General features: G+C 65.4%; 17 protein-coding genes and 1 other RNA gene. 4 read left to right on the top strand and 14 right to left on the bottom strand.

All coding sequences use genetic code 11. The features are described from left to right. Positions 1-69: 69 nt before the first annotated feature. The 5 genes from FHQ07_RS01015 to hrcA all read right to left on the bottom strand — a co-directional run bounded on the left by FHQ07_RS01015 (position 70) and on the right by hrcA (position 7,245). Entirely contained in the window at positions 70-2,256 is a 2,187-nt protein-coding gene (locus FHQ07_RS01015) for a DUF1631 family protein (protein WP_139714891.1), read from the bottom strand. A gap of 133 nt (positions 2,257-2,389) precedes the next feature. Next, complete coding sequence (gene dnaJ / locus FHQ07_RS01020; protein ID WP_139714893.1) at positions 2,390-3,517, bottom strand: molecular chaperone DnaJ; 1,128 nt, start codon at positions 3,515-3,517, stop codon at positions 2,390-2,392. A gap of 74 nt (positions 3,518-3,591) precedes the next feature. Further along, positions 3,592-5,520: a molecular chaperone DnaK gene (gene dnaK, locus FHQ07_RS01025; protein ID WP_139714895.1), complete on the bottom strand. Its 1,929-nt coding sequence runs from the start codon at positions 5,518-5,520 to the stop codon at positions 3,592-3,594. 102 nt (positions 5,521-5,622) lie between these two features. Further along, positions 5,623-6,126: a nucleotide exchange factor GrpE gene (gene grpE / locus FHQ07_RS01030; RefSeq protein WP_139714896.1), complete on the bottom strand. Its 504-nt coding sequence runs from the start codon at positions 6,124-6,126 to the stop codon at positions 5,623-5,625. 69 nt (positions 6,127-6,195) lie between these two features. Then, positions 6,196-7,245, bottom strand: a complete 1,050-nt coding sequence (gene hrcA, locus FHQ07_RS01035; RefSeq protein WP_139714897.1) for a heat-inducible transcriptional repressor HrcA — start codon at positions 7,243-7,245, stop codon at positions 6,196-6,198. Positions 7,246-7,322: 77 nt separating this feature from the next. Between hrcA and recN the strand changes: the two genes are divergently transcribed. Continuing rightward, positions 7,323-8,981, top strand: coding sequence for a DNA repair protein RecN (gene recN / locus FHQ07_RS01040; RefSeq protein WP_139714899.1), 1,659 nt, complete (start codon positions 7,323-7,325; stop codon positions 8,979-8,981). On the opposite strand, the gene fur is transcribed toward recN, so the two are convergent. Beyond that, positions 8,978-9,379: a ferric iron uptake transcriptional regulator gene (gene fur / locus FHQ07_RS01045; protein ID WP_168191424.1), complete on the bottom strand. Its 402-nt coding sequence runs from the start codon at positions 9,377-9,379 to the stop codon at positions 8,978-8,980. The genes recN and fur overlap by 4 nt on opposite strands. A gap of 116 nt (positions 9,380-9,495) precedes the next feature. Here fur and FHQ07_RS01050 point away from each other — a divergent pair, with 116 nt between their 5' ends. Continuing rightward, positions 9,496-9,906, top strand: a complete 411-nt coding sequence (locus FHQ07_RS01050) for an outer membrane protein assembly factor BamE (RefSeq protein ID WP_168191425.1) — start codon at positions 9,496-9,498, stop codon at positions 9,904-9,906. Positions 9,907-9,916: 10 nt separating this feature from the next. Here the strand turns inward: FHQ07_RS01050 and FHQ07_RS01055 are convergent, their stop codons facing one another. Continuing rightward, positions 9,917-10,186, bottom strand: a complete 270-nt coding sequence (locus FHQ07_RS01055; protein ID WP_206202327.1) for an RnfH family protein — start codon at positions 10,184-10,186, stop codon at positions 9,917-9,919. Further along, a complete protein-coding gene (locus tag FHQ07_RS01060) occupies positions 10,183-10,620 on the bottom strand; it encodes a type II toxin-antitoxin system RatA family toxin (protein WP_139714902.1) in 438 nt (145 codons plus the stop codon). The genes FHQ07_RS01055 and FHQ07_RS01060 overlap by 4 nt, the downstream gene beginning before the upstream one ends. A 42-nt stretch (positions 10,621-10,662) precedes the next feature. Here FHQ07_RS01060 and smpB point away from each other — a divergent pair, with 42 nt between their 5' ends. Then, positions 10,663-11,157 carry an SsrA-binding protein SmpB gene (gene smpB / locus FHQ07_RS01065; protein WP_139714904.1) on the top strand — a complete coding sequence of 165 codons (495 nt, stop codon included), beginning with the start codon at positions 10,663-10,665 and terminating at the stop codon, positions 11,155-11,157. A 102-nt stretch (positions 11,158-11,259) separates the two neighbouring features. Here smpB and FHQ07_RS01070 read toward each other — a convergent pair whose 3' ends face one another. Next, positions 11,260-13,485 (bottom strand): CHASE domain-containing protein, encoded by a 2,226-nt coding sequence (locus tag FHQ07_RS01070; RefSeq protein WP_168191426.1) that lies wholly within the window; start codon positions 13,483-13,485, stop codon positions 11,260-11,262. 98 nt (positions 13,486-13,583) lie between these two features. On the opposite strand from FHQ07_RS01070, the gene ssrA reads away from it, so the two are divergent. Further along, positions 13,584-13,938: a transfer-messenger RNA gene (gene ssrA / locus FHQ07_RS01075) on the top strand. Positions 13,939-14,285: 347 nt separating this feature from the next. Here the strand turns inward: ssrA and FHQ07_RS01080 are convergent. From FHQ07_RS01080 to FHQ07_RS01100, 5 genes are read right to left on the bottom strand one after another with little or no spacing between them, the layout of a single operon-like run. Then, complete coding sequence (locus FHQ07_RS01080; RefSeq protein WP_139714906.1) at positions 14,286-14,501, bottom strand: hypothetical protein; 216 nt, start codon at positions 14,499-14,501, stop codon at positions 14,286-14,288. Next, positions 14,498-15,472, bottom strand: a complete 975-nt coding sequence (locus FHQ07_RS01085) for an SOS response-associated peptidase family protein (protein WP_139714908.1) — start codon at positions 15,470-15,472, stop codon at positions 14,498-14,500. Before FHQ07_RS01085 ends, FHQ07_RS01080 begins: the two co-directional genes overlap by 4 nt. Positions 15,473-15,475: 3 nt before the next feature. Continuing rightward, positions 15,476-16,675 carry a GIY-YIG nuclease family protein gene (locus FHQ07_RS01090; protein WP_139714909.1) on the bottom strand — a complete coding sequence of 400 codons (1,200 nt, stop codon included), beginning with the start codon at positions 16,673-16,675 and terminating at the stop codon, positions 15,476-15,478. Then, positions 16,668-18,770 (bottom strand): DEAD/DEAH box helicase, encoded by a 2,103-nt coding sequence (locus tag FHQ07_RS01095; protein WP_139714911.1) that lies wholly within the window; start codon positions 18,768-18,770, stop codon positions 16,668-16,670. Before FHQ07_RS01095 ends, FHQ07_RS01090 begins: the two co-directional genes overlap by 8 nt. Continuing rightward, on the bottom strand, positions 18,767-21,538 hold the full coding sequence (locus tag FHQ07_RS01100; RefSeq protein WP_139714913.1) for a class I SAM-dependent DNA methyltransferase: 2,772 nt from the start codon (positions 21,536-21,538) through the stop codon (positions 18,767-18,769). Before FHQ07_RS01100 ends, FHQ07_RS01095 begins: the two co-directional genes overlap by 4 nt. Between the last annotated feature and the right edge of the window lie 4 nt (positions 21,539-21,542).

Consider the following 21,542-nt stretch of genomic DNA (forward strand, 5'->3'; position numbering starts at 1 on the left):
GCACACCGCCGCCGGCGCAGTGTAACCGGCGGGTTCGGGACGACGGAGCGGTGCCGCCGAGCGTTTGGCTCAGCCCTGGTTCGCCGCGTTCTGCAGGCGGCCGGCGACCTGGTGCAGCGCGTCCTCGAACGGGCTTTCGCCTTCGCGCAGCGAGACCTTGCCGAGCTTGGCCATCGCCGCGAGTTCCTCGGCGGAGGCGACCAGCACGCGGATGCCGCGGCGGTTGACCAGCAACAGGCGGCCGGAGATCGGGCTGATCCACGACACCTTGGCCGGTTCGATGCGATCGGCCGAGGTGGCGAGCTGGATCCAGCCGCCGACCTGCAGCTTGCGCATGCGCTCGAGCACCGCGCCATCGAAATCCAGGGTATCGGTGCCGGCAACCACTTCCAGCACCGGCTCCGGCTCGTGCAGGACGACCGGTTCCGGCGCCTGTTGCGGCTCGGGCATGTGGGTGGTGTTGTCGGCGGCGCGTTCGCCGCTGGCCAGCCGCACCAGGGCGTCCTGCAGGCAATCGATGGCGGCTTCCGCGCCATCGCCGAGGCAGCCGGAACTGGCCAGGATCGCCTCGAACCGCGGCCGATGCAGCGCCGGCAGTTCCTCGACCGGGGTGCGCAATTCGGCATGGTCGAAGGCCTGCATCAGCTCATCGACCGCCAGCATCGCGTCGTCGTAGCGCGGCGAGCCATGGCCATCGCGCAGCATCACCTGGATCAGGTGGTGCGAGGTGTAGCCGGACAGGAATTCGGTCATCACCGCCGGCAGCACGCGTTCGCCGCGATGCTGGGCCAGCAGGGCGTTGGTGGCGCTGCGCGCGTGCTCGAGCCGCTCGCGGCCGCGCTGGGCTTCGGTCGCGCGCTTTTCCGCCAGTTCGAAGCGCTTGCGGTGCTGCGCCATGTAGGAACGCAGTTCCTGCTCCAGCGTCTCGAAGATCGCCACGTCTTCGTTGAACTCGGTGACCAGGCGATCGATGGTGCCATCGACGCGCCCCAGCAGTTCGCGTTCCTGCGGCGCTTCGCCGTGGTTGCCTTCGCAGGCTTCGGCGACGGTATTGAGCAGCTTGCGCGCGGGGTGTTCCTTGAACAGGAACATGCGGCGATCCTGCACCGCGACCTTGACGTAGGGCACCAGCATGCGGCCGATCTTGCGGCGGATGTCGGCGTCGTATTGCGGGCCGTCGAGCAGCACGTCGAACAGCATCGCGACCAGGTCGACCGCATCCTCGTCGAGGCCGTCCAGGCTCAGGTTGTCGCTCTGGACCCCGAGCTTGCGCGCGCCGCCGAACACTTCCTGGCGCAGTTGCTCGGCCAGCGATTGCTGCGGGTTGCGCCTGGCGGGCTCGAAGCCGCTTTGCGCGTCGCGCTGCATCAGCGAGAGGATCGACATCAGCTCGTTGGAGCTCAGGGTCTGCGCCGGGCCGACCGCGCCCTGGCCTGCATGGCCGTTCAGCGCCGGCCCCTGGCTGGTGCGCCAGCCCTGCAGCAGGCCCAGCAGGTTGGCGAACACCGCCTGCTCCGCCGGCGACGGCGGATGCGACATCGCCGGCAGCGTGGCGGAATCGAATGCCTGCTCGCCGGGGCCCGCGGGTTTCGGCGCTTCCGCCCTGACCGTGGCGCGCAGCTGCGGGAGCACGCCGGCCGACACCAGCAGGGTGTTGCCGCGCTCGTAGCTGCTGCCCAGCGCGATGGCCAGCTCGCGCTCGAAGAACTTGAACACCACGATGCGCACGCCGGCATCGAGATCGACGCCTTCCAGCGCGCGCCGCAGCAGGGCGGCGATGAAGGCCGGGTTCATCGGGTTGTCGAGCGCGTCCAGCGAGTCGCGCCCGGCCAGGTGGGCGATGCGCTTGCCCAGCACTTCCAACTCCGGGGCGTGCATCCGGGTCAGGCTGGCGGCCAACTGTTCGTTGGCCAGCTGTTCCTCGAGGGCGTCCTCGCTGACCAGGGCCAGCAAGCCGCTGTCGGCGCCGCCCATGCCCGCGCGCGGGTCGATCAGTGCGCGGAAGCCGGCGATCAAGCCCTGCTCGAAGCGCTGGCCGATCTGGCTGCGGGCGCGGCGCAGGTCGCGCAACGCGTTCAGGCCGAAATCGTCGTGGCCGGATTCGCTGCGCTGGAAAAGATAGTCGTCCACCCGCCCCAGCGCGGCATCGAGCGCGGGCTTCAGCTTTTCGAGCGCGACCTTCTGCAGCGCGTCGAGCAGCAGGGCCGGGTCTTGCCGGCCTTGGCCGAACGGATTGGCGGGGGGATCAAGGGACATCGAGGTGCCTGGAGACGACTGACCGCACCTTACACGTTACGTCACATTTCGTCACAAGTCGTTGACCAGCGTCATGTTTCGACGCGGGCGCGGATGACTGCAATCGTATGCAGTCATTCCGCCCTGGCCGCGCTCACGACACCATCCGGTCCCAGAAGCCCTTGACCCCATCGAGGAAGGTGGCCGACTTCGGCGAATGCCGGCGCGCGTCCTCGCCGCTGAAGCTGGCTTCGAACTGTTCCAGCAGGGTGCGCTGTTCTGCGGTCAGGTTGACCGGGGTTTCCACCGCGACCTTGCAGTACAGGTCGCCCGGGGCGCGGCTGCGCACCGACTTCACCCCGCGGTCGCGCAGGCGGAACACCTTGCCGCTCTGGGTCTCGGCGGGGATGCGCAGCTCGACTTCGCCGCCCAGGGTGGGCACGCGCACGGTATCGCCGAGCGCCGCCTGCGAGATCCGGATCGGCACTTCGCAATGCAGGTCGTCGCCGTCGCGCTGGAAGATCGCATGCGGGCGCACGCGGACTTCCACATAGAGATCGCCCGCCGGGGTGCCGGCCGGACCGGCCTCGCCCTCGCCCGCCAGGCGGATGCGGTCGCCATTGTCGACGCCGGCCGGGATCTTCACCGACAGGGTCTTGTCTTCCTCCACCCGGCCGGCGCCGTCGCATTGCTGGCACGGGTTGGCGATGGTCTTGCCGCTGCCGCCGCAGTGCGGACAGGCCGCCTGCATCGCGAACGGCCCGCGCTGCATGCGCACCTGGCCGCGGCCGTGGCAGGTGGCGCAGGTGTCGACCTTGCCGTCGGCCGAGCCCGAGCCCTTGCACGGCGCGCATTCGGCCAGGGTCGGGATCTCGATGCGCTTCTCGATGCCGGCAACGGCCTCCTCGAGGTCCAGTTCCATCACGTAGCCGACGTCGGCGCCGCGACGCGGGGCCTGGCGCCCGCCGCCGCCACCGAAGATGTTGCCGAAGATGTCGCCGAAGATGTCGCCGACGTCGTGGAAGCCTGGGCCGGCGTTGCCGCCGCCCATGCCGTGCTCGAACGCGGCATGCCCGTGCTGGTCGTACAGGCGGCGCTTGCCGCCGTCGCTCAGCACTTCATAGGCTTCCTTGCACTCCTTGAACGCGGCCTCGGCGGCCTTGTCGCCGGGGTTGCGGTCCGGGTGGTGCTTCATCGCCGCGCGCCGGTAGGCCTTCTTCAGCTCCTCGTCGCCGGCATTGCGGGCCACGCCCAGCACTTCGTAGTAGTCGCGCTTGCTCATTCGTACTCAACTTCCCTCACGGCGACGGGCAGACCACTGGCCTGCCCGTCGCGTTTCCTGCCTCGCTGCCGCGATCAGGCCTTGTTGTTGTCGTCCTTGACCTCGGTGAACTCGGCATCGACCACGTCGTCGTTGCCGCCCGCCGCCGGGCCTGCGCCGGCATCGCCGCCAGCCTGCTGGCCGGCCGCGGCCACCGCCGCGAACAAGGCCTGCCCGGCCTCTTCCAGCGCCTTGGCCTTGGCCTCGATCTGGCCCTTGTCGTCGCCCTTGATCGCGGATTCCAGCTCGGCGATGGCGCCTTCGGCGCGGCCGATCACGTCGCCCGGCACCTTGTCGCCGTTGTCCTTGATCGCGCTGCGGGTGGCGTGGATCAGGCCGTCGGCATGGTTGCGCGCGGTGACCAGCTCGTGGAAGCGCTTGTCTTCCTCGCGGTTGGCCTCGGCGTCCTGCACCATGCGCTGGATCTCGTCGTCCGACAGGCCGGAACCGGCCTTGATCTCGACCTTCTGTTCCTTGCCGGTCTTCTTGTCCTTGGCGTTGACGTGCAGGATGCCGTTGGCGTCGATGTCGAAGCTCACCTCCACCTGCGGCATGCCGCGCGGCGCCGCCTCGATCCCGGTCAGGTCGAACTTGGCCAGCGACTTGTTGTAGCGGGCCTGCTCGCGCTCGCCTTGCAGCACGTGCACGGTGACCGCGGTCTGGTTGTCCTCGGCGGTGCTGAAGGTCTGGCTGGCCTTGGTCGGGATGGTGGTGTTCTTCTCGATGATCTTGGTGAACACGCCGCCCATGGTCTCGATGCCCAGCGACAGCGGGGTCACGTCGAGCAGCAGCACGTCCTTGACGTCGCCCTGCAGCACGCCGCCCTGGATCGCGGCGCCCACGGCCACGGCCTCGTCCGGGTTCACGTCCTTCTTCGGTTCCTTGCCGAAGAACTCGGTGACCGCCTGTTGCACCTTCGGCATGCGGGTCTGGCCGCCGACCAGGATCACCTCGCTGATGTCGCTGGCGCGCAGGCCGGCGTCGTTCAGCGCGATGCGGCAGGGCTCGATGGTCTTCTTGACCAGGTCGTCGACCAGGGCTTCCAGCTTGGCGCGGGTCAGCTTGATGTTGAGGTGCTTCGGGCCGCTGGCATCGGCGGTCACGTACGGCAGGTTAACCTCGGTCTGCTGGCTGGAGGACAGCTCGATCTTGGCGCGCTCGGCCGCGTCCTTCAGGCGCTGCAGGGCGAGCGGATCCTTGCGCAGGTCGATGCCCTGCTCCTTGTTGAACTCGTCGACGAGGTAGTCGATGACGCGCTTGTCGAAGTCCTCGCCGCCGAGGAAGGTGTCGCCGTTGGTGGCCAGCACCTCGAACTGCTTCTCGCCGTCGATGTTGGCGATCTCGATGATCGACACGTCGAAGGTGCCGCCGCCGAGGTCGTACACCGCGATCTTGCGGTCCTTGGCGTCGCCCTTGTCCAGGCCATAGGCCAGCGCGGCCGCGGTCGGCTCGTTGATGATGCGCTTGACCTCAAGGCCGGCGATGCGGCCGGCGTCCTTGGTCGCCTGGCGCTGGCTGTCGTTGAAGTAGGCCGGCACGGTGATCACCGCCTCGGTGACCGGCTCGCCTAGGTAGGCCTCGGCGGTCTTCTTCATCTTCTCCAGCACCTTGGCCGAGACTTCCTGCGGCGCCAGCTTCTTGCCGTCGGTCAGCGCGACCCAGGCATCGCCGTTGTCGTGCTGGGTGATCGCGTACGGCACCAGGCCCAGGTCCTTCTGCACTTCGGCGTCGGTGAACTTTCGGCCGATCAGGCGCTTCACCGCGTAGAAGGTGTTCTTCGGGTTGGTGACGGCCTGGCGCTTGGCGGACGCGCCGACCAGCACTTCGCCGTCCTTGGTCCAGGCGACGATGGACGGGGTGGTGCGGTCGCCCTCGCTGTTTTCGATGACCTTGGCCTTGCCGCCTTCCATGATGGCGACGCAGGAGTTGGTGGTGCCGAGGTCGATGCCGATGATCTTAGCCATGTGTGTTCCCTCTGGAATCTTTGAATGTCGGGGGCGCCGTGCGCCGATGACCGTGATGTGGGGCTTTGGCGCGCGGCTTCAAGGGCCGCGTGTCGATGCCGTTCAGTCGTGCCTGGCGACCATCACCAGCGCCGGCCGCAGCAGGCGTTCGTTGAGCACGTAGCCCTTCTGGAAGGTCTGCGCGACTGCGCCCGGGGCCACGCCTTCGGCATCGACCATGCCCATCGCCTGGTGGTGCTCCGGGTTGAAGGCATCGCCGGCGGCCGGGGCGACTTCGGTCAGGCCGTTCTTGCCGGCGACGATATGCAGCTGGCGCAGGGTGAGTTCGAGGCCGGCGCGCAACGGATCGTCCGCCGCGGCGTTGGCTAGGCCGGCTTCCATGCTGTCGAACAGCGGCAGCAGGTCGCCGAGCAGGCGCTCGTTGGCGAACTTGCGGGCCTGCTCGATTTCGCGGGCCAGCCGCTTGCGCTGGTTCTCGAGGTCGGCGCGCTCGATCAGCGATTGCGCCTTGAGTTGCTCGAGTTCGGCGCGCAGCGCCTCGAGTTCGTCGATCTGCGGCGCATCGCCGGCGGTGTCGAGTGCATCCTGCATCGGGTCGTTGCTCATGTCTTGGGAGTCGTCATTCGCGGCCCGGTGCCGCGTCCACCGAGGCTATGGGGCCGCGGCCCGACGGATTCAAGCGTCGGGGGCGAGCGCCGCGCCGAGCACGGCCGCGGTGGCCTCGACCACCGGGATCACCCGCTCGTAGGCCATCCGGCTGGGGCCGATCACCCCCAGCACCCCCAGCATGCGCCCGCCGCTGCCGTAGGGCGCGGTCACCAGCGACATCCCTTCCAGCGGCGCCAGCCCGGTTTCCTCGCCGATGAACACCCGCATGCCCGGCGCCTTGGCGGTGCGTTCCAGCAATTGCAGCAGTTCGCGCTTTTCGGCGAAGGCCTCGAACAGGGCGCGCAGGCGTTCCAGGTCGTTGATGTCCTGCAGGCCCATCAGCCGGGTCTGGCCGGCCACCAGCATGTCGTCCCGGCTCGGCGCGAACGCCTGTTCGGCCAGTTCGATCGAACTGGCCAGCAGCCGGTCCATCTCGCTGCGCGCATTGCGCAGGTCGCGCAGCAGGGCGGCGCGGATCTGCGCCAGCGGCTGCCCGGCGAAATGGGTGTTGAGGTAGTTCGCGGCCTGTTCCAGCTCGGCCGGGTCGAACGCGCGGCGCACCTGCACCATCCGGTTCTGCACCTCGCCATCGGCGAACACCAGGATCGCCAGCACCCGCTGCGGATCCAGCGCCACGAACTCGATCTGGCGGAAGGCGAAGCTCTCGCGCCCGGGCACGCTGACCATGCCGACGAAATGGGTCATCGCCGACAGCAGCTCGCTGGTGCTACCGAGCAGGGCCTGGGTGCCCGCGCCGGCCGGCAGCTCGCTGCGCAGCCGGCTCAGATCGCCTTCCGGCAAGGGTTTGACCTGCAGCAGCGCGTCCACGAACAGCCGGTAACCCTGCGCCGTGGGAATCCGCCCGGCGGAACTGTGCGGCGCGGCCAGCAGGCCGGCATCCTCCATCGAGGACAGGATGTTGCGGATCGTGGCCGGGCTGACGTCCAGCCCGGCATGCCGGGCCAGGGTCTGCGAGCCCACCGGCTCGCCGTCGCGGATATGCCGCGACACCAGCGTGCGCAGCAATTGCCGCGCGCGCGGATCGTCGGCGATGCCGGAGGCCGTGGGGCGTGCCATGCCGATGTTGTAAGCGCCGTTCCGCCCGCGTGCAAGCGCTATCGAATCCGCCCATCGAACAGGCACAATGCGCGCCGATGCTGAGCCGCCTGTCCATCCGCGATTTCGCCGTGGTTGCCCATGCCGAGCTGGAATTCGGCGCGGGCCTGACCGTGATTTCCGGCGAGACCGGCGCCGGCAAGTCGCTGCTGGTGGATGCGCTGGGCTTCCTTTGCGGCGCGCGCGCGGATGCCGGCGCGGTGCGCCACGGCGCCGAGCGCGCGGAACTGGAAGCCGGCTTTTCGCTGGCCGATTGCCCGGCGGCGCGCGACTGGCTGCGCGAAGCCGAACTCGACGATGGCGATGACTGCCAGCTGCGCCGCACCCTGCGCGCGGACGGCGGCTCGCGCGCCTGGATCAACGGGCGTGCGGCGAGCATCGGTCAACTGGCCGAGCTTGCCGCGCTGCTGGTGGAAATCCACGGCCAGCACGAACAACAGGCGCTGCTGTCGCGCGCCACCCAGACGCAATTGCTGGACGCCTATGCGCAACACCCGGCGCTGCTTGCGGCCACGCGCGAATCCGCGCTCCGCTGGCGCGGATTGCGCGACGAACGCGATGCCCTGCTCGCCCGCGGCGACGTGACCGAGCGCAAGGCCTGGCTGGCGCACCAGCTGGACGAACTGCAGGCGGAGACGCTGGAGCCCGGGGCGCTTGCGGAACTCGATGCCAGCCATCGCCGGCATGCGCACGCGGCCTCGCTGATCGCCGCCTGCGAGCAGGCGCTGCAGCGCCTCGGCGGCGACGAGGCGCTGGCGCCGCAACTGCAGCGGTTGCGTGCCGGCCTGCAGCGCGAAGCCGGCAACGAACCGCGCCTGGACGAAGTGGACGCGATGCTGGATTCGGCCGCGATCCAGCTGGACGAGGCGCTCGGCCTGCTCGAACGCATCCGCGGCGACCTGGACCTGGACCCCGAGGCGCTGCAGGAGATCGAGCAGCGGCTGGTGCGCGTGCAGGACCTGGCGCGCAAGCACCGGGTCGCGCCGGACAGGCTGGCCGCGCACCGCGATGCGCTGGCGCTGGAACTGGAATCGCTGGCCGATGCGGATCAGCGCCTGCAACGCCTCGACCGCGACATCGCCTCGGCCCTGTCCGACTGGGACGCCGCGGCCACGCGGCTCGGCGCATCGCGCCGCAGGGCCGGCGATGCGCTGGCGCAGGCGGTCGAAACCCTGATCGCCGAACTCGGCATGGAGGGCGGCCGGATCGAGGTGGCGCTGGAAGCGACCGCCGACCCGCACGCGCCGGATGCCAATGGCGCCGAACGCGCGGATTTCCTGGTCTCGGCGAATGCCGGCCAGTTGCCGCGGCCGTTGCGCAAGGTGGCTTCCGGCGGCGAGCTTTCACGCCTCTCGCTGGCGATCGAAGTGGCCACGCTGGGCCTGGATGCGGTGCCGACGATGGTGTTCGACGAGGTCGATTCCGGCATCGGCGGCGCGGTCGCCGCGGCGGTCGGCGCCAAGCTGCGCGCGCTCGGCGATACACGCCAGGTGCTGTGCGTGACCCACCAGCCGCAGGTCGCCGCGGCGGGGCATGCGCAGTACCGGGTCAGCAAGGCCGCGCGGGACGGCATCACCCAGTCGTCGGTGGAAGTGCTGGATGCGGCCGGCCGCATCGGCGAAATCGCCCGGATGCTGGGCGGCGCGCAGGTGACCAGGGAAGCGCAGGCCGCGGCGAAGCGGCTGCTCGGGCTCTAGCGCTTCTTGCGCACGTACAGCACCAGCGCGTGGTCCTCGATCACGTAGCCGTGCTGGGCGGCGATCTTCTGCTGCAGGGCCTCGATCTCGTCGCTGTGGAACTCGATCACCTTGCCGCTGTCGACGTCGACCATGTGGTCGTGGTGCTCGCCGCGGTCGAGTTCGTAGACCGCATGGCCGCCCTCGAAGTTGTGCTTGAGCACCAGCCCGGCGGATTCGAACTGGGTCAGCACCCGGTAGATCGTGGCCAGGCCGATTTCCTCGCCGTCGCCGAGCAGCTGCCTGTAGATGTCTTCCGCGGTCATGTGCCGCGGCCGGGTCTGCTCCAGCAGTTCCAGGATCCGCATCCGCGGATGGGTCACCTTCAGTCCGGCCTTGCGCAGGTCCTGCGATTCCATTGGCGCTCCATGCATGCAACAGCACATGAACGCGAGCCGGCTGGGCGGCCGCAGGCACTGTGCCGCGAGGGCTTCAGTGTATCATCGGCGCCACCGTTCACTGCCCTCTCCTGCCGATGCGCAAGCCCGTTTTGAGCAAGCTCGTTGCTCTCGTCCTGATCGTCATGTTCGCCAGCGGTTGCGGCGTGCTGTACCGGCAGCCGATCTACCAGGGCAACCTGCTCGACAAGGCCGCGGTGGACCAGTTGCAGCAGGGCATGGACAAGCGCCAGGTGATGACCCTGCTCGGCACGCCCTCGATCCGCGATCCGTTCCACCACGACCGCTGGGACTATGTCGCCAGCCGCCGTACCGGCCGCAGCGGCCCGACCGAAGTCAAGAACATGACCCTGTACTTCGAGAACGAAGCGCTGTCGAAGTGGGAAGGCGAATACTTCCCCGAGGAAGACTCGGAGCTGGCCAAGACGATGGCCAAGTTCGGCAACCTGGCCAAGGACAAGGACAAGGGCAAGAAGGGCCGCCGCTGAGGCCGGTCTTTCAGGGCTTGCCCTTGGCGCGCGCGGCCCGCAGCCGGCGCGCCTGTTTCGGATCCAGTCGCAGGCCGCGCAGCAGTTCGATGCGGTCGCCCGCGTGCAGCACGGTCGCCGGCGTGGCGGCCTGGCCGAACACCGCCAGCCCGACGAACTCCGCGTCCAGCCGCCAGCCGCCCGCGTCCAGCGCATCGGCGACGGTCGCGCCGTCCGCCAGTTCGATCGACATCGACTGGTGCCGTTGCGGCCAGGCGCGCACCAGCTCGATCCGGATCATGCCGCGCCGCCGCCGCGGTCCGCCTCGCGGACGAAATCGTCGACCATGCGATCGGCCAGTCCCTGCATGCCCAGCGCCAGCGCCGGGCCCAGCAAGCGGTTCTGCGGCTCGAAGTCGAGCTTCAGGCTGACCTTGCAGGCGGATTCGTCGAGCGCGTGGAACTGCCAGCGGCCGGACAGGCGCTTGAACGGGCCGTCGCGCAGGGCCATGTCGATGTGGTGCGGCGGCGCCAGGGTGTTCTCGGTGGTGAACCAGGTGTGGAAGCCGCCGATGCCGAGGTCGAGGCGGGCGACGATCCGATCCTCGCCCTGCTCCAGCAGCTCGGCGGCCCGGCACCAGTCGAAGCGCCGCGGATAGGCGGCGATGTCGTTGACCAGCGCGAACATCCGCGCGGCGGAATGTTCGACCAGGGCACTGCGGACGATTTCGGGCATCGCGGCTCCAACAGGCAACGTCGATCGGCGACAATGCGCGCGATGAACAAGAAGACCGGCAAGGATAAGCCAAACGGCGGCGGCACCATCGCCCTCAACAAGCGCGCGCGCCACGAGTACCACTTCGAGGAGAAGTACGAGGCGGGCATGGCCCTGCAGGGCTGGGAGCTGAAGTCGATCCGCGCCGGGCGCGCCAACATCGTCGACGCCTATGCGGTGGTGCTGCAGGGCGAACTGTTCCTGGTCGGCTCGCAGATCACCCCGCTGATCCAGGCCTCGACCCATGTCGTCGCCAACGACCGCCGCACCCGCAAGCTGCTGCTGCACCGTCGCGAGATCGACGTGCTGGTCGGCCGCGTGCAGCGCGACGGCTTCACCCTGATCCCGACCGCGCTGTACTGGAAGGGCAACAAGGTGAAGATGGAACTGGCGCTGGCGCGCGGCAAGCAGAGCCACGACAAGCGCGAGGCCAGCAAGGAGCGCGACTGGAACCGCGAGAAGCAACGGGTGATGCGCCGGCACAACAAGGACGCGTGAGTCTCCCGGCGACGCCGGAAGACCCGGCACGCCATGCCGCCATCGCCGATTCGCGCCACCGGTGCGGGGGCGGCGGAAACGCCGGAAGCGGCGGCCCGGCGATCAGCCCGCGTCGCTGGCGGGATCGACCGGCTCGCCGAGCTTGAAACGGAAGGTGGCCCCCTGCCCCGGCGAACCGGATGCGGCGATCTGCCCGCCGTGGCGTTCGATGATGCGCTTGACCGACGCCAGGCCGATGCCGTGGCCGGGGAATTCGTCCTGGCTGTGCAGGCGCTGGAACGGACGGAACAGCTTGTCCGCGTAACCGGCATCGAAGCCTGCGCCGTTGTCGCGCACGAAGAATTCCGCCGAGCCCTGCGCATCCATTTCCATGCCGACTTCGAGCCGCGCTGCCGGCGTGTTGCCGGTGAACTTCCAGGCATTGCCCATCAGGTTGTCGAGCAGGGTCAGCAGCAGCGCGCGGTCGCCGCGCGCGCGCATGCCGGGCTGCACGCGCAGCTCGACCTTGCGCTCCGGGTTGGCATCCGCCAGCCCGGCACCGACTTCCTCGGCCAGGGCGCTGAAGTCGACGTCCTCCAGGTTGAGCCCGCTGCGGCCGATCCGCGAGAGCTTCAGCAGCGCGTCGATCAGCTCGCCCATCCGGCCGGTGGCCTTGCGCACGCGTTCGAGGTAGTCGCGCCCGGTCTGGTCCAGCGCACCGGCATGGCGTTCGCCGAGGATGCGGCTGAAGCCCTCGATCGCCCGCAGCGGCGCGCGCAGGTCGTGCGAGACGCTGTAGGCGAAGGATTCCAGCTCGCGGTTGGCCTCGCTGAGCTCGCGCGTGCGCGCCGCGACCCGCGCTTCCAGGGTCCGGTTCAGCGCCTGCACCGCGCTTTCCGCGCGCACCCGTTCGCTGACGTCGTCGACCTGCACGAGGCGCACGACGTCGTTGCCGGGGTCGTTCGGCACCGGCGCGAAGGTGAGTTGCACGTGGCGCACGTCGCCGTCGCGGCGGCGCAGGGTGCGGGTGGTGCGCACCACCCCGCCCTGCTCGTCGAGCACCGGGTTCATCTGCGCCGTGCGCAGCGGTTCGCTGTCGACCGTGTCCAGCAAGTCCGCCAACGGTTGCCCGACTAGGTCCTGCGCTTCGCGGCCGACGATCGTGGTGAACGAGGGATTGACCTCGACGATGTTGCCGCGCGCATCGAGCAGGGCCTTGCCGATCCCCGAATAGCGCATCGAATTGCGGAACCGCTGCTCGCTGCGGCGATAGGAGGCGGTCATGTCCCGCGCGATGCGCTGCGCGCGCGCTTCGGTCGAGGCCAGCATCCAGGCCAGCGCGAACAGCAGCAACGAGGCGCCGATCCCGGCGACCAGCAGTTTGTTGATGGTCGCGAGTTGCGGCGCCGCGGTCCTTTCCGGGCCGGAGAAGAAATCGAAGCGCCAGCGGCGCCCGTAGAACGACAGCTGCAGGCTGTGGGTGAAGGTGTTGACCTCGCCGATCGCGGGATCCGCATACAGCACGACCTGCGCCGGATCGGTCACGTCCACCACCCGCATGCGTTCGTTGCCCTTGGCGGGTTCGACGGCGGCCTGCAGCATGGTGTCGACGTGGAACGGCGCGTACACCCAGCCCTTCATCGCCTGCCTGCGCTGGATCGCGTTGCCCGGAGGCAGGCTGGTGTCGTAGACCGGGGTATACAGCAGCAGGCCGGGGATCTCGCGCCCGCCATCCTGGACCAGATGCACCATGCCGGTCATCCGGGTCTGGCCGTTGTCCATGGCGGCGCGCATCGCGGCCTGGCGCACCGGCTCGGAATACATGTCGTAGCCCACCGCGCGCAGGTTTTCCGCGGTGTGCGGCTCCAGGTAGACGATCGGGCCGTACTGCGGGCGCAGGCCGTGCGGATGCACGTTGAAGCGGCCGTTGCCGGTGTCGCGTATCAGCAACTGCAGCCTGGCCAGCTTGGACGGGTCGGCATAGGCCGCGAAGCCGAGCCCGGCCAACGAGGGAAAGCGGCCTTGCAAGGCCAGGCCGTCGGTGTAACTGCGCCAGTGCTCCGGCGACGGCCATTTCAACGCGGCGAACAACGACGCCCCGCCGCGCAGGGTGATGTCGAAGCTGGTCAGGCGCAATTGCACCAGCGACGCAAGCTTGCCGACCGTGCTGTGGAATTGCGACTCGGCGAGCTCCAACTCGCGTTCGCGCGCGTTGTTCCAGGCACTGAACACCAGGCCCAGCGACACCAGCAGCACCAGGATCGCGAACGGATAGCCCAGCCGCCAGCGCAAGCCGGCCGCCGGCGTGCGATCGTCCGGGGAATGCGGAGCGTCCGTGCCTTGCGCCATCATCGAAGGATAACCGCTGCCCGGCCTGCGCTCCGCATCGCCCTTGTGAACGGCGCATCCGGCCCTATACTGGATCGGTCGGTGATATCGACATTCCCGGGGGTGCACTGGCTTCGACGGGGGTCGCGAAATCGCACGGCGCATGCCGAGGGGGTGGCTTTCCTCGTTAATCCAGCTGCAAAAACCCAGACGCCAACGACGACGTCTACGCTCTCGCCGCTTAAGGCGTAAGCCCCGAACCCACTTGTGCCCTTGCTCGTGGATGTAGGGTCATTATCAAGGGAATAGGCACCGGCGGCGACCCGCCAACCGGCGCCGAAACACAGCGGGTATGGATGACGGCGTGCTTCGCACGTTGTGTTGCCGGCATCCGAGACCAAACAACGGGCTAAGCATGTAGTGCCGGGCATGGAGTGCCTTCGGACGGGGGTTCGATTCCCCCCATCTCCACCATACAATGCAGTAGAAACAAAGACTTAGGGTGCCTCTCGGGGCGCCCTTTTTCTTTGTACGGACGCGGGTACGGAAAGCTGATCCCGGAATGGATGCCCGCCTGGCCTTGGGGTAGGCATTCCCCTACTCGAGGATCTGGGCTTTGCCGATGCCCCTAATCCCTCTGGTAGCCGATCCTTCCCGCAACCAATCCATGTGAGCCCCTGCTATGTCTCCCGAAGCCCTGCTGGCCGCCCTGCGTGTCGCAACCGCAAGTGGCGATCTCAAAGCTGCTTGGATGCTTCGCTTACTTTGCCGGAGCAACTAGCCCGTATACCTTCCCAAGGCCCAGCGTGCCCTTTTCGCCACTACTCAGGCTGCAGCAGCCCCATCAAGTCCGCTTTCTGCATTAGCTCGCGATAGTGGTCGTCAAGGGCGCGTTGGTCGCTTTCAGTTTCGATATGGGGAAGGATCGAGGCCATCTCATCATCGACCACGCGCCAGATGTCCTTCAGTTCCGGATGCGCCCCCGCCAGGTTAGGTAGTCGATTGACCAACGCAGCCATACGCTCAGCGATTGTCATGCCGCCTCCTTGACCAACTCGTAGAACGGATGCCGTCGGTCGTCGAAGATCGCGAATAACTCTTCGTCTGACCTACCTTTAGGCGTCAGCCATGCATCGACGTGCTCAGGCTTGATATTGATGATTGTGCGGTCGTGACCTGCCGCGGCTACTTCTGGTTCTGGCTCGTCGGTGATGGCCGCGAACGACCACAGATCCGGTTCCTGGCCCTTCGGGTCGACCCAATGTGAGTACAGGCAGGCGATGTACATCGTCTCGCCGGTGCGGGGACGGAACTGGATCTTCTTGCTTCCGCCCCGGCCGTCATCCACGTTCTCGTAGAAACTTTCAGCCAGCATTAGGGCGTGAGTGTGCCCGAACTGGTTGCGCCACCAACGGGTGAGGTTGTCACGTCGAGCGTTGTAGGTGCCTGAGATGCTGCCGTCCTTCACATAGTCACTGGGTGCCGGCAAGCCAGCCAAGCGACAGTGATAGCGCATCGGGCGGATGACCTTCCGACCATCCTCGAGGATTAGCACCGGCGCATACCAGTCGGGAAAGATGCAGTCATCCCGTGCGGGTTCGTGCCGGGTGCGCTTGGCATCCTCGATCCAGCGCTGCATCTGTTTGATCTTGTTGCCGGCGATCCGTTGCTCGTTGAGCGCGGTCTTGGTTTCCTTGACCGCGAGCTTGGCTTCGGCCGCGGCGAGCCGGGCTTCCTGTTTGGCCAGCCCCTCCTCACTCTCGGCGAGCTTGCGCCCGTTCCATTCGCCGATCAGATCCTGAATCTTGCGCTCCAACTCGGTCTTGGGCCGCAGGAAGTTCAGATCCATGCCCTTGGGGATCTTCGTCCCATCGGACAGCTTTTTTCGGATGCGGTATTTCTCATCGCGCCCCAAGTACAGCTCCCAGAACGCCTTGATGTCGATGTCTGCGCCGAACTCGCGCACGTAGCCGTCGTACAGGGACCAGCATTCCGCGGAGTAGCACATGGGTTATCCCTTGGCCGGTACCAGCCGCGCCGATTTCGGATCGTAAACATACTTCGTGATGGAGCCGTCGCGGATACGGTTCACAGCATCGTCAATGGCTTCCAGCGGGACAAAGAACCACTCGCGCGGCTTCACCGGCTTGCCGAACCGATCTTCAATGGTCAGGTCGAGCTGCGCGGGCCCGAAGATCTTGTGGAACAGGTTTTCCAGCTTCGTGCGATTGATATGCGCAAGCTTGTAGGTGGCCACGATAGTCACGCCTGCAAGCAGATAGGTCGCATCGTCCTTCGCTCCGGCAATGCGGGTTTCCACCTTCATGCCCGTCACACCGATCTTGTGGATCAACTCGCGATGCTCCACCACATAAGGGTGATCTGACTGGCTTTGCAGGACATAGATGGTGCCGCTTTCGATGTCGTCGGGCTCCATGGTGTCGCCGAACAGCGGGCCTGCATCCACCTTGATGATCCGGCGCCCTACGGGCGTGTCGCCATCCGGATAAAGCGAGCGGGACAAGGAACGCAGTAGCAGATCGCTTTCGGTCTGGTTGTCGAAGATCACGCGCAAGCGCGGGTTGTCGCGCCCGTCCTTCGTCTTACCGCCATCCATGATTTTGGCAACGTAAGCGATCTGGCCACCGATGATGAAGAAGTCGCCCAATTCAATACTGGCGTCCTTGGCAAACGGTTTGGTGATCCACTTGCCAGTCTTCAAGCCGATTTCCACTTCCTCGAACTTCGGCCGGAAAAGCTCGAAGTCCTGGCATCGAGTTCGGTTGGCGATTTCCTCTGCGGCCTTGCGGTCGGCATAGGACGCCACATGGCGTAGCCGGGAGATGTCATTCTCGTCGGCTGGTGCTTCCGCCCCCAACTCGGCCAACAGCGCCTCGTCGTCCAGCGCGTCTAGGTTGACTGGAATGGCGGCGCCCGCGCCTTGGAGCAATCCTGCTGTGTCCAAGTTGGCCAACAGGTCGCGTGCATCCGGGATGCCGCGCAGGCGATCCAAGCGAACGGCATAAATGCGCTCGAAGATGTCGCGGTCTTCGCCGTGCTGAGGGGCCCTTCCATTGGCTTCCACGAAGTGCAGGATGTCCTCGAAACCGGCGATCAGCCGCTCTTGCTGCGCCGTATGGGTACTTGCCTTACTAGGCGCGGCCTCAACGCCCAATGCATCCAGCAGGTCATCGTCATCCAGGTCAGCCATTGGCGGCCTCTTTGGCTTTCTCGTCGGCCCGATACTTGGCCAGGGCGGCAACGCCTTCGGCCATGCGCTTCTCCCAGGCATCAGGCGAATTGATGTCGGGCAAGCGCCCCTTCTCAGTCTTGAACTCCAACGCACGCTTAGCCAATTCGCGCGCCTCTTCCTTCGGGATGTTCACGCGCTTGGCCGAAATGCTGGCCTGCACCTGACGCAACACCTTCTCGTCCATGGCCTTGGCCAACACGGAATACGCTGCCTCAAACGGATTGATACGGTCAATCAGGTCAATGTCCAGGTCACGGACATTGATGAAACGGCGTACGCCATCGATCAGGGCGGTATTACCCTGCTGTTCGGATGCCGTTCCATCCGCTTCGGCCTTTGCCAGCACTTGCTTGGCCTGTTGAGTGAGGTTGAGCGCAGCGATGGCATGTTGGCGGATAGCCTCCTGATCGGACTCGCTCAACTCGGGGTAGCGATCGCGCACGATCTTGCCCATCTGAACCTGTGTCAGTTCCTCGGGCAGGGTGTTGTCATTGAACAAGCCGTTCTCGATGGCCGTCTTGTCCTGGACGAAAGCGGTGATGACCTCGTTCAAGTCCTCCTTGCAGATCCGCTTGGCCTCGTGGGTCTCGGGCATGGTCAGTCCGCCAATCTCCACGTGGACTTGGCCGGTTGCTGCGTTCACACCAACGTTGCTTCCGCCCTCGACATAACCGCCTTCGTACTCGAAGCCTTCGAGCTTGCCTTGGTTCTTGGGCGTGAACTCGAAACGTGGCGCCAACACCTGCTCCATCAGCAGGCTTGCGGCAATGGCTTTCAACGTGTCGTTGACAGCCGCCACGACTTCCGCCTCGCCTGCGGCAGGCTCGGCAATCAGGTTGGTGAAACGCGAACGCTCCTTGCCGGGTGCATCACGGGTGGCGCGGCCAATGATCTGAACGATCTCGGTCAGACTGCTGCGGTAGCCGATGGTCAGCGCGTGTTCGCACCAGATCCAGTCGAACCCTTCCTTGGCCATCCCCAGCGCGATGATGATGTCCACGTGATCGCGGTTGTTCTTCTGCGTCGGGTCTTTCAGCGAGTTCAGCACCTTCGCGCGCTTCGTCGCGTCGCTGTCGTCCACCAGATCGGCCACCTTCAACATGGAGCCATCCGCCCGCTCCACCAGGTGGAAGCCCGTGACGGGATCGGCGCCCTTCCACGTACCAAGCGACTCCAGGATTTCCTCGACTTCCCGGTATTTGTCTTGCAGGCTCTCGCGCGAGTTGACGTTCGGGATGTGGACGATGGTCTTCAACGCCGGATCCAGCACCTTGGTGATCGCGTCCAGATATCGGCCCGTATAGAAGAAGTAGCCGATTTCTAGCGATTTCAGGTAGGTATAACCGTTCAACTGCTCGTAGTAGGTGTACGTCACCGTCTCGAAGCGGTTTTCATCTTGCGGCGCCAGCACCGCCACCGTATCGCCGCGGAAGTAGGAGCCGGTCATGGCCACCAAGTGGGCCGAACCGGCGCCAATCAGTTGCGTGAGCTGGCTACCCAACACGTTGTCCGGGTTGCTGCTGACATGGTGGAACTCGTCCACGGCAATCAACCGGTCATTGAAGGCCTCGATGCCGTACTCCTCCACAGCGAACCGAAAGGTGGCGTGCGTACAGACCAACACCCTGTCCTCGCTCCCCAGGAACTGTCCAACGGCCCGCACTTTGCTCTTATCGACCTTCACCTCGTCGTCGCCCGGCGCATTGCATAGGTTCCACTGCGGCTGAACCTTCCAGTCCGCCCAGAACCCGTACTTGGACAGTTCCTCGTCGGCGAAACTGCCGCCGATGGACTTCTCGGGCACCACGATGATGGCCTGTTTCAAGCCCTGGTTCTGCAACTTGTCCAGCGCAATGAACATCAGTGCGCGCGACTTGCCCGATGCCGGCGGCGACTTGATCAACAGGTACTGCTCGCCACGTTTGGCGTAGGCGCGCTCCTGCATGGGGCGCATGCCCAGGGCATTGATCTTGCTCGACGCACCCGTGCGCGCCGTCGCAATTGAGACCGACGGGATTTTCCTGGTGTCGGTTGGGTTGCCATCCGAAGTCATTTCGCTTTCCCCTTCTTCGGCTTGGCCTGGCCCGCCGTCATCTTGGTGTAGAGGTCGAACAGCTTTTCCAGCCGCTCGGTATCGTTCTTGAACTTGCGGCCGATGTAGATGCGTTCCAGCGTCTCATCGTTCTTTTCGTGCGCCCGGCGCAAGTCGTCCGGCATGGTGTCCGGGTCGTATAGGTCGGCGATCGTTGCCGGGAAATGTGCTTCGCGGGCCAACAGGATTTCCTGGGCGCAGGCCGTCAGGTCGGCCTTGTTCTGTTCGGTCAGCGTTGGGATCGGGAAAGTGTTCCAGCCGAGGGTGTTGGAATACGAGAAATCGGTTCGCATTCGCACGCAAACTGTTCCCACCCAAACCCAGTGCAAGCGTGAAGCGATAAGGGCAAGGTTCCACAGCGGAGCATCATAGAGCGCAAAGTTGCGATCACTTATGACGTTCGGCGCTGGCAATAGACCGACCGGAAGAAACGGGCGACCCTCAGAACTCACTCTTGGCACTACAAGCAAGTGACTCTCTGACTGATTCATTTCACGAAACTGGTGCGGTCTCGCTGCCATTTTCCGAGCACCAGGATCAGGACTTTTCAGTCTTGTCGCTCTAACTGCCTCTAAACGCTGCGCCAATCCACGGATCGCTAACGCCTCATCGAGGTATTCGTCCTCGATCCAAATACAAAATCGTATGGAACCGTTGATGAACTCATCAGACCCATAAACTTGACGAACAAAGCGGTCGCGCTGATCTTTCGTAAGCTCTAAGTCGCGCAGTTGACTAGGAGTCAAATACAAATGGCCGCCATCGTATCCCGTGTTTCCGCGGACCATTTCAGCAAAGCCATTACTATTTCGCGTCGCAGGCTCAACGATGTAACTAGGCCCTGAAACCAAATAGGCGTTGATGTTCTCAACTTCTTTTAGGATGGATGAGTCATTTTCCCCAGGAGAGAAAAGACTCTTCATTCTCCGCGGCTCCCGCGAAATGCAAACGATGACAACGGTAACCCCTGCATTGTGGCTAGCCAGGTTTGCCCACTTGAATGACGAGTAGGCGAATTGAATCTGGCTCTCCGTCGCGTAGATCGCTGGCCATAGAATTGGCACCTGTTGGCCCTGGCAAATGGAGTTCGTAGCCACGAAGGCTGCCGATGCCTGCGTGTGCCCTCCATACTCCGCAGCCTTCATGAACCAACCAGCTACATAGTCAAGCAGTTTCCAGTTCTTTGCGCGTCCTTCAAACACCGCGGCCATATCGGATTTTTGATCCTTCGTCTGCCACGTTGAACCAAGATAAGGAGGGTTACCGCAGATGTAGGTTTCGCCGCCCTCGTTCTCGAAGTCGATTTCCGACTGGTCCAGCGGCGTATTGAACAGGTCATCGCCGACCAGCTTCACTCCCGTGCCAGTCGGTGGACAAATGGCCAGCCAATCCAGGCGCAAGGCATTTCCGCATGTGATCCAGTTCTGGCTATCCAACGGGAGCACATGCGTCAGCGCTTCCTTCTGACCGCGATACATCACATCGCACTGGAACTCCGCGATGATCAGCGCCAGACGCGCAATCTCTGCAGGGAAGTCGCGCAGCTCGATCCCGCGGAAGTTGTTGATCGGGATTTCCGATGCCAGATTGGCCTCGCCACGGAGGCGGTTGATCTGGGCTTCGATCTCGCGCATCTGCTTGTAGGCGATAACCAGGAAGTTGCCGCTGCCGCACGCCGGATCGAACACCCGGATGTGTGCCATGCGCTTGCGCAGGTTCAGCAGCTTGATCTTGTTGTCGCCCGCGGCTTCCAGTTGTGCCCGTAGGTCATCCAGGAATAGCGGGTTCAGCACTTTCAAGATGTTGGGCACGCTGGTGTAGTGCATGCCTAGGGCGCCGCGCTCTTCGTCATCGGCCACCGCCTGGATCATCGACCCGAAGATGTCGGGATTGATCTGCCTCCAGTTCAATTGCCCGGCCTGGTACAGGTAAGAGCGCGCCGTGCGCGTGAACTTCGGTACGTCGGTGCTACCGGAGAACAGCCCGCCGTTGACGTAAGGGAACTCGGTCGCCCAGCGCGGCAATCCGGCTGCAGCCCGGTCTTCCGTCTTGGTGTTCATGGCGCGGAAGATCGTTTCCAGCACCTCGTGGACGTTGGAGCCGTCTCGCTCGCTCATCCGGTCCACGGTGGTGGTGAACAAGGAGGCGCCGGGGAAGATGTCGGTGTCTTCGGCGAAGAAGCAGAACACCAGGCGGGCCATGAAGTGGTTCATGTCCGGTCGGCGCTCGAACGTCGCCCATGCCGGGTTCTCGCGCAGCAGCTCGATGTACAACTTGTTCAGGCGACCCGTCGCCCGAACGTCGATGGGGTTGTCCTTGATCTCCTTGATCGTGGAGATGCCGGCCAGCGGCAGGAAGAAGCCGAAGTGGTCGGGAAACTGGGGGAACTCGCAGGCGATGGCGTCGCCCGTGGCCAGCTCCTCGGCTTCCAGCGTCGTCCCGTCGGTGGCCAGGATGAACTTGGCCTTGGCCTGGGCGGTCTTCGGGCTGGCCTTCAATGCGGTGAGGGTCTGCCCCACCTGGCCCGGCTCGGCCACGGCGATGTGGATATGGTTGCGCTGCAGCACGCCGCCCGGCAGATCGGAGTTGTTGCTGTCGCCCTTGCGCAGGCGCGCAATGGTCGTCGCCTTGTTGCCGAAGGCTTCCAGGAACTGGAACGGGAACTCCGCGCCCACGAACGCCTTCTCGGCTAGTTCGGATAGTGCCTGTTCAATCTCTACGGCATTCATGCAA

Source organism: Thermomonas aquatica, assembly GCF_006337105.1.
In the GTDB taxonomy this organism is placed as follows: domain Bacteria; phylum Pseudomonadota; class Gammaproteobacteria; order Xanthomonadales; family Xanthomonadaceae; genus Thermomonas; species Thermomonas aquatica.

Excerpts from the sequence above, each read along its gene's own strand:
- smpB (WP_139714904.1), top strand. The coding sequence starts at position 10,663 with ATGAACAAGAAGACCGGCAAGGATAAGCCAAACGGCGGCGGCACCATC.
- dnaJ (WP_139714893.1), bottom strand. The coding sequence starts at position 3,517 with ATGAGCAAGCGCGACTACTACGAAGTGCTGGGCGTGGCCCGCAATGCC.
- FHQ07_RS01060 (WP_139714902.1), bottom strand. The coding sequence starts at position 10,620 with ATGCCCGAAATCGTCCGCAGTGCCCTGGTCGAACATTCCGCCGCGCGG.
- FHQ07_RS01100 (WP_139714913.1), bottom strand. The coding sequence starts at position 21,538 with ATGAATGCCGTAGAGATTGAACAGGCACTATCCGAACTAGCCGAGAAG.
- FHQ07_RS01070 (WP_168191426.1), bottom strand. The coding sequence starts at position 13,485 with ATGGCGCAAGGCACGGACGCTCCGCATTCCCCGGACGATCGCACGCCG.
- dnaK (WP_139714895.1), bottom strand. The coding sequence starts at position 5,520 with ATGGCTAAGATCATCGGCATCGACCTCGGCACCACCAACTCCTGCGTC.
- recN (WP_139714899.1), top strand. The coding sequence starts at position 7,323 with ATGCTGAGCCGCCTGTCCATCCGCGATTTCGCCGTGGTTGCCCATGCC.
- fur (WP_168191424.1), bottom strand. The coding sequence starts at position 9,379 with ATGGAATCGCAGGACCTGCGCAAGGCCGGACTGAAGGTGACCCATCCG.
- FHQ07_RS01090 (WP_139714909.1), bottom strand. The coding sequence starts at position 16,675 with ATGGCTGACCTGGATGACGATGACCTGCTGGATGCATTGGGCGTTGAG.
- FHQ07_RS01015 (WP_139714891.1), bottom strand. The coding sequence starts at position 2,256 with ATGTCCCTTGATCCCCCCGCCAATCCGTTCGGCCAAGGCCGGCAAGAC.
- FHQ07_RS01055 (WP_206202327.1), bottom strand. The coding sequence starts at position 10,186 with ATGATCCGGATCGAGCTGGTGCGCGCCTGGCCGCAACGGCACCAGTCG.
- FHQ07_RS01050 (WP_168191425.1), top strand. The coding sequence starts at position 9,496 with ATGCGCAAGCCCGTTTTGAGCAAGCTCGTTGCTCTCGTCCTGATCGTC.
- FHQ07_RS01080 (WP_139714906.1), bottom strand. The coding sequence starts at position 14,501 with ATGACAATCGCTGAGCGTATGGCTGCGTTGGTCAATCGACTACCTAAC.
- hrcA (WP_139714897.1), bottom strand. The coding sequence starts at position 7,245 with ATGGCACGCCCCACGGCCTCCGGCATCGCCGACGATCCGCGCGCGCGG.
- FHQ07_RS01095 (WP_139714911.1), bottom strand. The coding sequence starts at position 18,770 with ATGACTTCGGATGGCAACCCAACCGACACCAGGAAAATCCCGTCGGTC.
- grpE (WP_139714896.1), bottom strand. The coding sequence starts at position 6,126 with ATGAGCAACGACCCGATGCAGGATGCACTCGACACCGCCGGCGATGCG.
- FHQ07_RS01085 (WP_139714908.1), bottom strand. The coding sequence starts at position 15,472 with ATGTGCTACTCCGCGGAATGCTGGTCCCTGTACGACGGCTACGTGCGC.